Source organism: Shewanella sp., from assembly GCF_048265805.1.
Taxonomy (GTDB): Bacteria; Pseudomonadota; Gammaproteobacteria; order Enterobacterales; family Shewanellaceae; genus Shewanella.
In genome coordinates this window covers 20011-32305 of the sequence record NZ_JBLXAT010000019.1, presented here as the reverse complement: position 1 = coordinate 32305, position 12295 = coordinate 20011, and the positions used below count along the sequence as shown (strand labels likewise).

Annotated in this window: 11 protein-coding genes; 3 read left to right on the top strand and 8 right to left on the bottom strand. The window is 50.2% G+C overall.

The features are described 5' to 3' along the window. Positions 1–19 precede the first annotated feature (19 nt). Both mtr and plsB read right to left on the bottom strand, forming a co-directional pair. Complete coding sequence (gene mtr / locus ACN0TT_RS13620; protein WP_417762696.1) at positions 20–1267, bottom strand: tryptophan permease; 1248 nt, start codon at positions 1265–1267, stop codon at positions 20–22. Continuing rightward, positions 1267–3693 (bottom strand): glycerol-3-phosphate 1-O-acyltransferase PlsB, encoded by a 2427-nt coding sequence (plsB, locus tag ACN0TT_RS13615; RefSeq protein WP_417762695.1) that lies wholly within the window; start codon positions 3691–3693, stop codon positions 1267–1269. Before plsB ends, mtr begins: the two co-directional genes overlap by 1 nt. Positions 3694–3840: 147 nt before the next feature. Between plsB and lexA the strand changes: the two genes are divergently transcribed. Next, positions 3841–4461 (top strand): transcriptional repressor LexA, encoded by a 621-nt coding sequence (gene lexA, locus ACN0TT_RS13610; protein WP_417762694.1) that lies wholly within the window; start codon positions 3841–3843, stop codon positions 4459–4461. Next, complete coding sequence (locus ACN0TT_RS13605; protein WP_417762693.1) at positions 4458–4925, top strand: cell division inhibitor SulA; 468 nt, start codon at positions 4458–4460, stop codon at positions 4923–4925. The genes lexA and ACN0TT_RS13605 overlap by 4 nt, the downstream gene beginning before the upstream one ends. A gap of 107 nt (positions 4926–5032) precedes the next feature. On the opposite strand, the gene ACN0TT_RS13600 is transcribed toward ACN0TT_RS13605, so the two are convergent. From ACN0TT_RS13600 to ACN0TT_RS13585, 4 genes are all read right to left on the bottom strand, one after another. Beyond that, a complete protein-coding gene (locus ACN0TT_RS13600) occupies positions 5033–6754 on the bottom strand; it encodes an ArnT family glycosyltransferase (protein WP_417762692.1) in 1722 nt (573 codons plus the stop codon). After that, positions 6751–7455: a TVP38/TMEM64 family protein gene (locus ACN0TT_RS13595; protein ID WP_417762691.1), complete on the bottom strand. Its 705-nt coding sequence runs from the start codon at positions 7453–7455 to the stop codon at positions 6751–6753. The genes ACN0TT_RS13600 and ACN0TT_RS13595 overlap by 4 nt, the downstream gene beginning before the upstream one ends. Continuing rightward, entirely contained in the window at positions 7430–8164 is a 735-nt protein-coding gene (locus tag ACN0TT_RS13590; protein WP_417762690.1) for a glycosyltransferase family 2 protein, read from the bottom strand. The genes ACN0TT_RS13595 and ACN0TT_RS13590 overlap by 26 nt, the downstream gene beginning before the upstream one ends. Before the next feature lie 204 nt (positions 8165–8368). Next, positions 8369–9424 (bottom strand): polysaccharide deacetylase family protein, encoded by a 1056-nt coding sequence (locus ACN0TT_RS13585; RefSeq protein ID WP_417762689.1) that lies wholly within the window; start codon positions 9422–9424, stop codon positions 8369–8371. Positions 9425–9444: 20 nt separating this feature from the next. On the opposite strand from ACN0TT_RS13585, the gene ACN0TT_RS13580 reads away from it, so the two are divergent. Next, the gene (locus ACN0TT_RS13580; protein ID WP_417762688.1) at positions 9445–10785 is read left to right on the top strand and encodes an MATE family efflux transporter; all 1341 of its coding nucleotides are present in this window, start codon (positions 9445–9447) and stop codon (positions 10783–10785) included. A 59-nt stretch (positions 10786–10844) separates the two neighbouring features. Here the strand turns inward: ACN0TT_RS13580 and nfuA are convergent, their stop codons facing one another. Both nfuA and ACN0TT_RS13570 read right to left on the bottom strand, forming a co-directional pair. Next, positions 10845–11423 (bottom strand): Fe-S biogenesis protein NfuA, encoded by a 579-nt coding sequence (gene nfuA, locus ACN0TT_RS13575; protein WP_417762687.1) that lies wholly within the window; start codon positions 11421–11423, stop codon positions 10845–10847. A 129-nt stretch (positions 11424–11552) separates the two neighbouring features. Next, entirely contained in the window at positions 11553–12287 is a 735-nt protein-coding gene (locus tag ACN0TT_RS13570) for a ComF family protein (protein ID WP_417762686.1), read from the bottom strand. Positions 12288–12295 lie beyond the last annotated feature (8 nt).

The window sequence follows — 12295 nt, the reverse complement described above, 5'->3', positions numbered from 1 at the left end:
GGTGATTTAACGCGCTGAACTACCCTTTATAAACGGGCAGAATGTTAGCCATCGAAAGCAGATGGCAGGTCGCCGTTAGCACACCGAACAAAATCACGATAACAATCAATGCCGTGCCACCCGGTACGCGAAAGCCTTTAGCCTCGGCAAACAGGAGGCGTGAGCGATAGGCCATCAGCGCCGGCACTATCACCGCCCAAATCGTGGCCGCCAAGCCAGCGAAGCCAATAGCCACTAAGAAACCATTGGGAAACAACACTCCCATAATGGTTGGCGGCACAAAGGTCACTAGCGAGGTTTTGGTGCGCCCGATGCGGCTATCATCAAAGCCAAACAGGTCGGCGACATAGTCGAATAGCCCTAAGGTCACCCCAAGGAATGAACTGGCAACGGCCAGATTCGCAAAGAGTGTCAGCATGCTGTTCATCAAATCACTGGCAACCACGTCCTGTAGTGCCCCCACTAGCACGCCCATATTGCCGCCGGCACTGATGATGCCACCAAAAGCGGAGCGATCGAGGTTACCCATCGTCGCCATCATCCAGCCTAAATAAATCACTAAGGCGAAGAAGGTGCCAAAGCTGATAGCTTTAACAATCTGCTTGGGTTGATGACCATAATATTTAACCAGTGAGGGCACGTTACCGTGAAAGCCGAAACTGGTGAGGCCGAACGGAATCGCCGCCCACAAGTATGGCGAGAACACTTGCTCACCATCAGGTCGCCACAATTTGACAGGGTCGATTTCCAACCATAGGTTACCAATCGCCAACACAAAGGAGATCACCATGCCGCCAATCATCACTGTGGTAAAACGATCCACCGCTTTGGTGGAGATCATCACAATGGCCGCTAACACGATGGCAAAGGTTAATGCTGCTGCGCTGGGGGGAAGATCCACGCTAGTGAACGATAGTGCGTGATTAACAATCGAACCACCACCACTAATATAGGCATAAGTGAGGATGTACAGCACAAAGGCGATAGATGCGCCGTTAACCACACGCCAGAACTGGCCAAGGGTTTTGCGCGTCAAGGTGTCAAAACTGGCACCCGGCTCAAAATGCAGGTTAGTTTCCAGCAGTAGCAGCCCCGACATCCACATGCAGAACCACACACCGATTAACATTAACGCCGCATAACTAAACCACATACCGGCACCAGTCACCGGCAAGGAAAACATACCAGCACCGACCGTGGTGCCAGCGATGATCATTGCCCCACCGAGAAGCGAACGTGGCTTCTCTGGGCTACTGCTGTGCTTCATCAACTCTCCTGTTGGATTTCCGCACTGGCAACGATGGTTTCACGCACTTGGGGGGTCAATAATTGGTTAACCAAATCGCGCACCGCAGAAATCTCGTCCATATTGTTGTTATTGTTGAGATATCCAAGCTCTTTCAGTTTGATACTGAGCATGGAATACAACTTCTTGTCGTAAAACTCTGGTGCGGTAATACCGTGCAAACGGCCTAAACGGCTGGCAAGCAGGTGGCTCTCTAGCTCTAAGTCACCACGTTCAATGGCGGGCTTAGCGGCCAGCAGATTGAAGATGATGGCATAACGTTGCAAGGTTTCGCTCATCACTTCTGCCAACAAAGTTAACGCTAGCTGGCCCTCTTCGGTGACCCGCCATACGTCAGCGTCAGCACTGATATAGCCAAAGGCCTCAAAGCGAGCCAGTAACTCATCGGCAAACGCTTGCGCATCTTTCAGCCCCATAAACAGCTCTGCTTTGAGCAATGGGTAAAGACGTTGCAGTACCAGAGTAACCTGTTCACGATTACAGCTTTCAGAACGAATGAGGCAACATGCCAACAAAGATGGAATCGCAAACAAGTGAATGATGTTGTTTCGGTAATAAGTCATGGTTACCGCAACATTTTCATCAATGGACACTATATCGCCAATGCCATCATTTTGAATACAGAATTTTTTCAGATCTAACCCTTGCTGCAATAACGCCGCCGCATCGCCTTCGGGTACCGAGACAAACTCGGTATATGGCACCTGTTTCAGCAGGTCGAGATAGAAATTAATCTGGTTTTCTAACTTGCGACGTTCCAACGCATTTTGCTCAGTGGCTAACAATACTGTGCTGGTTAAGGTCACGGCGGTAGCTGCAGCAGCATTGTTAATGCGCGTCATTACGCGGGTTGCCAAGTTATTCACCGCTGGAGTCAACCAAGCGGGCTTTTGGTCGAGTTCTGGATCTTGCAGCTCACGCCAATCGGCTTGTTTCTCCGTCAGGAACTGCTGCAGGTTGATTGGCTCACCAAAGTTCACATAACCTTGGCCGAAATTACCCAGTTTGCGCACGGCACCCAGCACCTGCCACACCGACTCTTTTTTCTTCTCTTTGCCGCGCAACTCTTTTAGGTAAGTGGCCACTTCCATCACATGGTCATAGCCCAAATACACCGGCACTAAAGTGACGGGACGTTCAATACCGCGCAAGACCGAATGCACGGTCATCGCCAGCATACCGGTCTTCGGTGATAACAAACGGCCAGTGCGTGAACGGCCACCTTCAGTGAAATATTCCACTGAGTAACCTTTGGCAAACAGGCGGTCGAGGTACTCTTTAAACACCACGGTATACAGTTTGTTACCGTTGAAACTGCGGCGAATAAAGAACGCGCCACCACGGCGGAACATCGGCCCGGCAGGCCAGAAGTTAAGGTTGATGCCCGCGGCGATATGTGGCGGCACCATACCTTGAAAATAGAGAATGTACGACAGCAGCAAGTAGTCCATGTGGCTGCGGTGACATGGCACATAGACGATCTCGTGGCCGTCATGGTGCAGTTGACGGATCTGCTCTGCACCTTTGATGTTGATACCGCTATACAGCTTGTTCCACAACCAAGTGAGTAACCGCTCCGACACACGGACTAAGCTATCGGAATAATCGGCGGCAATCTCATCTAGATACGTTTCAGCCGTTTTTTTCGCTTCTTCAATCGAGATATGTTTGGCTTCAGCTTCTTCTGCAATGGCGTGGCGAATGTTTTCGCTACGCAACAACTCGCTAAACAACCATTGACGATTCGGCAGTACTGGGCCAGTCATCACTTTGCGTTGACGGCGAAAATGCACCCGCGCTACGCGCGACAGCTTATGGGCAATGGCTTCATCAGTACCGTGGTTATCAGCCATAAGCCGCACTGATACCGCATTAGCAAACTGGACAAAGTTGTCTCGTCCCAGAAACAGGATCATCAAAAATTTACGTAACCAGCTAGGGTTTTCCCGCTCAAACACCGCGGCACGCATAGTGTCATCCTCTTTCCCAGGAGTGCGTCCCCAGTAAAGGCTAACAGGCACTAGCTGCACATCGAGATCAGGCTGCTGTTTATGCAAATTCAACAGCTTAGTAAAAGTGCTGAGGTAATTAGTATCTTGTTTACGACGGCCAAATAACGGTTTGGCACCTTCAAGGCACATAACGCGCGGTAACTGAGCGGCGCCTATCGTTAGCGGTTCATAAGGGCTTGGCAAACCGAGCTGGTCGGTCACATCTGCTAAAGCCGCCTTATCGCTCCATGATTCGATTTTCATCACGTAGACCACGGGGCGCTCACCATCGAGGTTAAGATCGGCAAAAGGATCCTGCGGCACCGTAATAGTATGTACCAATTTACGTTGCAGCCAGCGAAGCGAAGATGTCCAGATGGAGGTGTGTTTCGACATATCTCAAAAGTAAACGTCAGTAGATAGCCTTGTAGAATACCAGAATCCCCTGTTACTTCACTAATTCTGCACAAAAATGGTTAATAGTTGCGCTAGCAAAAATACTGTATATACTGACAGATACTGTATAAAAAAACAGGATTTATCATGAGACCTCTGACACCAAGACAAGCACAAATCCTTGAGCTGATTAAACGCAACATTTCTGAAACTGGAATGCCCCCTACTCGTGCGGAAATAGCCCGTCGCTTAGGATTTAAAAGTGCTAACGCAGCCGAAGAACATTTAAAAGCACTAGCCAAAAAAGGCTGCATTGAAATCATGCCCGGTACCTCGCGCGGCATTCGTCTGCCACAAGAGGAAATTGTCGATGAAGAACAAGGCCTGCCGTTGATTGGTCAGGTGGCTGCCGGTGAACCCATTCTGGCGCAAGAACATATCGAGCAGTATTACCAAGTTGACCCAATGATGTTCCGTCCTAACGCTGATTTTTTGCTGCGTGTCCGTGGTGACAGTATGAAAAACATCGGCATTTTGGAAGGTGACCTGCTCGCCGTGCACAAGATGCAGGAAGCACGTAATGGCCAAGTGGTAGTCGCGCGAGTCGAAGAAGACGTCACCGTTAAACGCTTTGAACGCAAGGGCAACGTGGTGTATTTACATGCCGAAAACGAAGCGTATCAACCGATTAAAGTTGACCTAAGCGAACAATCTTTCACCATTGAAGGTTTAGCCGTGGGCATTATCCGTAATGGAGACTGGCTATGAGCATGTTAATCGGTAATGCCCCTCGTCATCCCGGTTTGTGGCAAGACAATAGCGACACTATGGTGGAGCTAGGTGTGTCTAACCTGCCATCAAGCAGTAACGGCCGCCGCGAACTGCAGCAACTGAGCGCCCAATTGGCACAACTCAGTCAACAGGGCCGTTGGATCGTGTTAATTAATCCTGGGTTTAGCGGTTATAAAACTCTTTTGGCCAATGCCGGAGTGAGAATGGACCGCGTACTGCAAGTACGTGCCCGTGATGAGGTTGAAGCCTTATGGGCCACCGAACGAGCCTTGACCAGCGGTACCACCAGCGCAGTTGTGAGCTGGGTTGATCAGCTAGACCACAAAGACAAGCGGCGGTTGCAGTTGGTTGCTAAAAGTGCCCGCGCAGTAGGCATCATACTCGAGACCCACACCACCACTGAGCTGCAATCCAGCTGTTGGTTGCAAGCCGTACATTAAACGGCCCTCAAACAACAACGCCGTACAGAGTCAGAGGCTGTACGGCGTTTTTGTATGCGAAGAGTCAGAGGCTGTACGGCGTTTTTGTATGCGAAATACCTAGGCCGTTATTCCGTCATCCACGTTCCTGGTTTTGGAGTAAAGAACACCTCAGTAACGTCCGGCTTTGGACAGTCTGCTCGGCGCGCATCAGCGGCCAATAAGAACCAGTGTTCGCGATGTGCTTCGCCCATGTCTTGCCCTTTGCTTAGGTCAAAACAGCTGAGCTGTGCATCGGCCGGCACCAACAGATAACGCTGCTCGCCCTGCTGCTGCCAATACCACGCATTGCGTTCTTGTTCTGCAAGCGGCGCAAGATAACTGAAGTGAGTAATATCCACTGTCGAGAACAGAATAAACTGCTCTTTAAAATCGATAAGGCCTAACTGTCCTTGCTCACCTATGGTTGCGGCAACTCGCTCAGTCACATCTTTCGGGGTGCGCATATGTTCGAGCAAGCTGTACCCCCAACTGCTGCTAATTGCCCAAACAAACAGAGTAATAATGCCCATCTGTAACAACGCCAACTGCTTGCGCGCTAGCACCAATAACGCCAGCCAGCCAATTGCCACGGTCAGTATGAAGTAGCCCACATGTGCGAGGTCATCAGTATAGTCCGCCAGCTTTCTCACTAACACTGGATGGTCGCGCAACGCCGCAACCGCTAACGCCAAGGTAATGCCACCTAACAACCACAGTAGCCCTTTAACAAGCCGCTCAAACCAGCGACACACGGTAGCCTGTTGCAATGCAGCAGTAATGGCCAAACACGCCATCGGTAGCGCAGGCAGAATATACACATTGCGTTTGCCAGGGCTAATGCTGAAAAACAGCACTACTAACGCTACCCACAATAGCAATATGGCAATGCGCGGGTCAGCTTTTATGGCAGTTACCAGCCTACGCCAATACGCAATAACCAGCAGCGGTAACGGCAACCACATCCATGGAATGACCGAGACAATAAAGTAATACCACGGTTTAATATGATGCCAAGCGGCCACATAGCGTTGGCCAGTTTGCTTGAACAAAATATTGTTCATATAAGCTAAGTGTTGCGCATCACCTGAGCTCAACACCGTCACCACCATGGGCACCAACCAACAACCAATCACAGCTAACATGACCAAAGGTCCTAGCGCCGCCCGCCACTGCCAACGTTCACGATATAAGCCACTACGCCAAGTATAAAGTGCGATTGGCAGCAACATTAGCAACGGCAGAAAGCCAACACCTTTAGTGATGATCCCCAGCCCCATAAATGCCCAAGAGACGAAATACCAACGCCAGCTCGGCCCAACAAAAAAGTGCCGAATTAAACCGTAACAGCCGACAGTAATCCAGCACATCACCATGGCATCAATTTGTGCATTCTTGGCTTGAATAAGGAACTGAGGCACCAACAACAGCAGTAGCGCCGCATTACGCCCAGTACGTACATTCCATAACCGCGCGCCAAGGTCGAACACCAACATAGTGGTTAACAAACCACACAAGGCATTAGGAATTAAAAACGCTAGCTTTAGATTGCCAATCACTATGTAACACAGTGCGATCGACCACATAAATACCGGCGGCTTGTCTGGATAAAGCTCTCCGCCACGGGAAGGAAATAACCACTGACCACTGCTAACCATTTCACGCGCCACTTCTACAAAACGTGGCTCATCCGCTGGCCAAGGTGAGCGTAACCCCAGTCCTAGCAACATGATCAGCAAGGTGAAAATAAACAACGCCCAAAAGGTGCGACGATAGTCATTCGAGTCAAAATACGACGTCAACAAACTCATGACAGACTCTCTTTTTCTTCGGCAAGAATATTCGCCACAGAGGGCTGTACTCGACAACGATAGAGATAGGTGCCAATGATGCTAGAGGCCAGCAACAGCACACAACTCAGCAGCAACGTAAGGTGATCAGAAAAACCAATCCCCGCGCCAGCGCTGGCAAAAATAAAGGTTTGCGGCACATAGCCAATGGCACTGCCGAGGAAGAAACCACCAGCAGGTGTACGAGTTGAGCCAGCCAGTAGATTGGTCACTAGATTGCTGCCGAACGGTAGAAAGCGGATCACAATGACCTTTAACCAGGTTTTGTCACAGATAAAGGCTTCAAATCGCAGCAACCTGTTACCAAAGTGTTTTTTGATGAGCGCTTTCACGGTAAAACGTGCTACATAAAAGCTGACAGCACAGCCCGCTAACGCCGCTAACAACGCCATACCTGTGCCATAAAAACTGCCAAAGGTGTAACCGTAAACCAGCGCAACCAACTGGCGCGGTCCGCCCACTGAGGTAAACAGCACTGCACTGGCAAAAATGATCGCATCACCACCGAGGCCATCTTGGTTAATCAGCGCGGCGACCCATTGCTTGTCTGAGAAATGCGCAAAACTGCCACTTTCCACCATCAACGCCAATAGCATAAAGATCATGATGGTAAATAGCGTCTTACCCAGTTGCTTACTACTGAGCAGTGTTACTCGTTTCAATTTGTTTGATCTCCGCTATTTTCGCGCGCCGAATCAGCCACATCACCCCAAGAATATCGACAATCCCAACCCAAGCACGGTTCCAAGCGGTGTACTTGGAGACGCCCACTTGTCGGTCACGGTGGTTCACTACAGAGATATGCACTTCGCCGCCCATACGCCGAACTAATGCGGGAATATAACGATGCATATGGTTGAAATACGGCATCTTGATAAAGGTTTCACGCGGGAAAAGTTTGAGACCACAGCCTGTATCAGGCACGCCATCTCGTAGCATGGCATTGCGGATTTTGTTGGCGATACGTGATTGAAAACGCTTCCAAGCGGTATCTTTACGATACTTGCGGTAACCCGCAATACAGAAATCTGTGGCTGAAATCTGCTGCGCTAACGCTATGATAGCGGGAATGTCTGCGGGATCATTTTGACCATCGGCGTCTAAGGTAACAATCCAGTCGCCTGCGGCTTGGCGCACACCGGTCCATATGGCGGTACTTTGTCCCGTACTCTGCTTATGGATAACCGCTTGTGCTTGGCAACCCAGTCGATTGGCCGTATCAACCACCTCGGCGGCGGTGTCATCGCGACTACCGTCATCGACGACAATAACTTCAAAAGGTGTCAGCGTATTGAGTGCTTGAAAAATCTCAATAATTAGTGGTCCAATGTTTCCTGCCTCATCTTTGGCGGGAATAACTACAGATATCAATTCTTGCTCCTAAAGATTCAAATTTGCTACCAGCAACAGACAGCGACACGCTAGTGCCGAAGTCTTATCAAAAACTTAAGAAGGCAATAAATATTATCGGGAGTATATGACTCCCGATACACAGCATTTTTGCAGACTTGTTAATTATAAATTAACAAATTGTGTTACGCCGATAAAAATGTTTGGTTCTACTACGCTAACAACCTATTCAGCCAGCCACTGACCATCTGCTTGCGGTCGTACCCAAGCTTGGCTAAACCAGTAATAGCCCGACTTGATCTTACTTGGTGCAGTACAATTGTAGCGGGAGCGCCCCGCTGGTAATGGTTTTACCGCACGAATAACAAAGGTGTCACTATCAACCCAAGTTGGCAGTTGCTTACCCTGCCCTTGAATAAAACACGCCAATTCTTTGGTGCGAATATCTTTGGTATCAAGCTTCACCCGTAACTCGGGTTGGGTTTGTGACACACTCAGCTCAGGATTACTCGGCGTTTGACTCAACACTGGCATGTTGAGTGAGTGCAGTTTGACCTTGAGACTGTCCATGTCGGCATAGGCCCCAGCCACCGGAAAACGTGGAATAGCAGTGAGCGGAGAATAAAGCCCCGCCGCACCGCTTTGTTGGCCTAAAGCGCTGTAACCCATCTGCTGTAACAGCTGTTGCAGCGCGGTATTATATTCTCCATACGGGTAGGCTAAGGTTTTCACACTCTGACCGGTGTGCTGCAAAATGGTTGTCTCAGTGCGTTGGAGGTTATCTTTGATGCGCGCTAACCATTGTTGTTCGGACTCGTTGTCCAAGCGGCGGATAAGATGTTCATGCCCCCACGAATGGTTGGCAATAGTCGCGCCATTAGCCGCCAGTTGCTTAAGTTGTTGCCAATCCATCATCTCACCAAAGCCCTTTTCAATCGGCTCAATGGCAACAAACAGGGTGTACGGATAACCGTACTGCTGCAACACAGGAGCGGCATTATCGGCAATGCTGCGATAACCATCATCAAAGGTGATAGCCACTGAATTAGCTGGCAGATCTTCTCCCGCTTTGATGGCATCAATCACTTGCTGTAACGGCACCACATTAAAATGTTGATCGTGCAGATACTGCATCTGCTGCTTAAATTGGGCAGGCGTTACACTGGTCACCGCCGGTGAGGTTTCAGAAACATGGTGATACTGTAGAATAACCGCGGCTTGCGCAGTTGAGATGAACGCTACAAGCAAACCGATGAGCCACAACACTCTGTTCAACACCATATAAGAATCTCCAACAACGAATGAATATTTGTCCGACGCTGACTGATCGCTCTCGCCACAAAAAGTTGCTGGCATTGGCCCTACCGATGATCTTGTCCAATATCACCGTACCGTTACTGGGCTTGGTGGATACGGCGGTGATCGGTCATCTGAGCCAAGCGGCCTATCTCGGCGGCGTCGCCGTCGGCAGCACGATTATAACATTGATGTTATGGCTGATGGGATTCCTGCGTATGTCGACAACGGCGCTCGTCGCGCAAGGTGTCGGTCGCAAAGACCGCGAGCAACAACTCGCTATTTTGCTGCAGTCGAGCACGCTAGCATTGTTGATTGGCGCGTTGTTTCTATTGCTGCAGTGGCCCATTTGGCAACTGGCGATGCAGTTTAACGATGCCAGCGCGGAAGTGATGAACTATGGCCACGATTACTTTGCTATCCGTATTTGGGGCGCGCCGTTTGCCCTGCTCAACATGGTGTTGCTCGGCTGGCTAATGGGACGGCAACAACCCAAAGCCGCCATGTGGCAGTTGATTATTGCCAACAGCTTGAATATCGGGCTCGACCTGTTGTTTGTGGTCGGCTTTGAGTGGAATGTTAAAGGTGCCGCGGCAGCGTCAGTGATTGCCGATATTGCTAGTACCGCTATTGCCGTGTTCATGGTTAAGCGCTCCGCAGCCTCCATGGGCCATGTTGATTGGGCAGGGCTGTGGGCTAAGTTACGGCTAGCGCATTTCAGCCGTTTATTGCGGCTGAATCGCGATATTTTTATCCGTAGTTTATTCCTACAACTCACGTTTGCTTTTATCACATTTGCTGGTGCCAGCCTTGGCGATACCACGGTGGCCGCCAATGCGGTAATGCTGAACTTGCTACTGCTGATCTCGTATGCGCTAGATGGCATCGCCTACTATGCCGAAGCGGAAGTCGGTCGTGCCGCAGGCGAGCATAACTATCATGAGCTGCACGCCACGGTAACGCTGGCATTTTATTGGTCAGCCGCCGTGGCATTGCTGTTTTCATTACTATTTTGGCTGGCAGGTGAACAGCTGATTAGCTTACTCACCTCAATAGACCAAGTGGTTGCCAGCGCCAGCGACTTATTACCGTGGATGACCGCCCTGCCGCTGTTATCGTTTGGCTGCTATCTATTTGATGGCGTATTTATTGGCGCAGCAAAGGGGCGCACCATGCGCAATAGCATGATGGTCGCTAGCTTATTGGTGTTTGTACCGCTGTGGTGGTTCAGTCAGGCATGGCAAAATCATGGCTTGTGGCTGGCGCTGTCAGGTTTTATGTTGGCACGAAGCACCACGCTTGGCGGGTATTACTATCTACAGCGGCAGCAATTCTTACAAGAATAAACCGTCGCTCAAACAACAAAGGCGCCGCAGCGCCTTTGTTAAGTATCATCCAACAATGATTATTGGAATGAATGCTCACCGTGTTGGTGATCGGTCACGTCTTGTACACCCGTCAATTCACCAGCGAAACGTTCCAGCATCTGTTTTTCAATGCCATCTTTCAGGGTCACGTCCACCATTGAACAACCGTTACAACCACCACCGAATTGCAGTACCGCAACGCCAGCTTCGGTGAGTTCAACCAACATGATGTGACCACCGTGGCTAGCCAGCTGTGGGTTGATTTCCGATTGAATCATATATTCAATACGTTCACGCAGTGGCGCATCGTCAGAGACTTTACGCATTTTAGCGTTTGGAGCTTTAAGCGTCAGCTGTGAACCGAGTTGGTCGGTGGTCAAATCGATGCTAGCTTCTTCCAAAAATGGTGCACTCTTTTCGTCCACCATGGCGTTAAAGCCATTGAATTCGATTTCGATGTCATCAGGCTCTACTGCGTCCGGTGGGCAGTAAGAAACGCCGCATTCAGCTTGGGGCGTACCTGGGCTGATAACAAATACACGAATGTTAGTGCCTTCTGGCTGGTCAGCCAGCAGCTTTACAAAGTGAGCCTGAGCTGCTTCAGAAATACTGATCATGAAAACCTGCTCCATCAGGATAAACCTGAGTGAATTAGTAAGAATTGTTCCTATGATACTCCTGATAAACGCTGCTTTGTAGCCCCATCTACTAACGAATGCATATATGTTAGTAAGAAACAATCTCGCTCAAAGCGTTGCGATTTTGGGGGCTTCCGCTCGTGCCAAGCACCACACCTGAATACTTGGCGCTGAGGTTCTTAACAGTCGCGCAATCTCATTGACGGTGCTGCCGGTGGTCACAACATCATCCACCAACGCGATGCGTTGATATGGTGATGCCCGAGTTAGCGCAAATGCGCCCGACAAATTCTGCCGCCGCTGCTTACCAGTCAGTTGCGCTTGCGCCGGTGTGTTGCTAGTGCGTGCTAACAGTTTATCGTCCAGCGGCAACTGCAATTGCGCCGCTAAGGTGTTGGCAATCAGCCACGCTTGATTGTAACCGCGATGGGCGAGGCGCTGGCGATGCAGCGGCACAGGTAGCACGACTTGTGGCAACTCTAACAACTCGGCAGCGACTAAGTGTTGAATGCGAGCCACTAACGCAGCCGTTAATGCCGGGAGTGCCGCGAACTGCGCTTGATATTTGATGGCGGGGATCAGCGGCCCAAGCATGCTGTGATAACTGGCTGGTGCCACCACTTTAATCGGCCGATGGTGCAGACAGCTGCCGCAGTATTCCGCGGCAATGGTCAGTGGCTTACCACAGCCAAGGCACACCTCAGATTGATAGATACTGTTTGCGACACAGGTGGGGCAGACACCGCGATGCGGCGCGGCAATGGTCTGATGACACAATAAGCAGCGGTTAGGTAAACTAGCACCTAGAATTGCGCGGCACCGCTGCCAAGACAGGCTAACCATAACTCATC

Bases quoted from the DNA above. Each gene is read 5' to 3' on its own strand.
- ACN0TT_RS13585 (WP_417762689.1), bottom strand. From the start codon at position 9,424: ATGGTGTTGAACAGAGTGTTGTGGCTCATCGGTTTGCTTGTAGCGTTC.
- ACN0TT_RS13580 (WP_417762688.1), top strand. From the start codon at position 9,445: ATGAATATTTGTCCGACGCTGACTGATCGCTCTCGCCACAAAAAGTTG.
- mtr (WP_417762696.1), bottom strand. From the start codon at position 1,267: ATGAAGCACAGCAGTAGCCCAGAGAAGCCACGTTCGCTTCTCGGTGGG.
- nfuA (WP_417762687.1), bottom strand. From the start codon at position 11,423: ATGATCAGTATTTCTGAAGCAGCTCAGGCTCACTTTGTAAAGCTGCTG.
- ACN0TT_RS13570 (WP_417762686.1), bottom strand. From the start codon at position 12,287: ATGGTTAGCCTGTCTTGGCAGCGGTGCCGCGCAATTCTAGGTGCTAGT.
- lexA (WP_417762694.1), top strand. From the start codon at position 3,841: ATGAGACCTCTGACACCAAGACAAGCACAAATCCTTGAGCTGATTAAA.
- plsB (WP_417762695.1), bottom strand. From the start codon at position 3,693: ATGTCGAAACACACCTCCATCTGGACATCTTCGCTTCGCTGGCTGCAA.
- ACN0TT_RS13605 (WP_417762693.1), top strand. From the start codon at position 4,458: ATGAGCATGTTAATCGGTAATGCCCCTCGTCATCCCGGTTTGTGGCAA.
- ACN0TT_RS13600 (WP_417762692.1), bottom strand. From the start codon at position 6,754: ATGAGTTTGTTGACGTCGTATTTTGACTCGAATGACTATCGTCGCACC.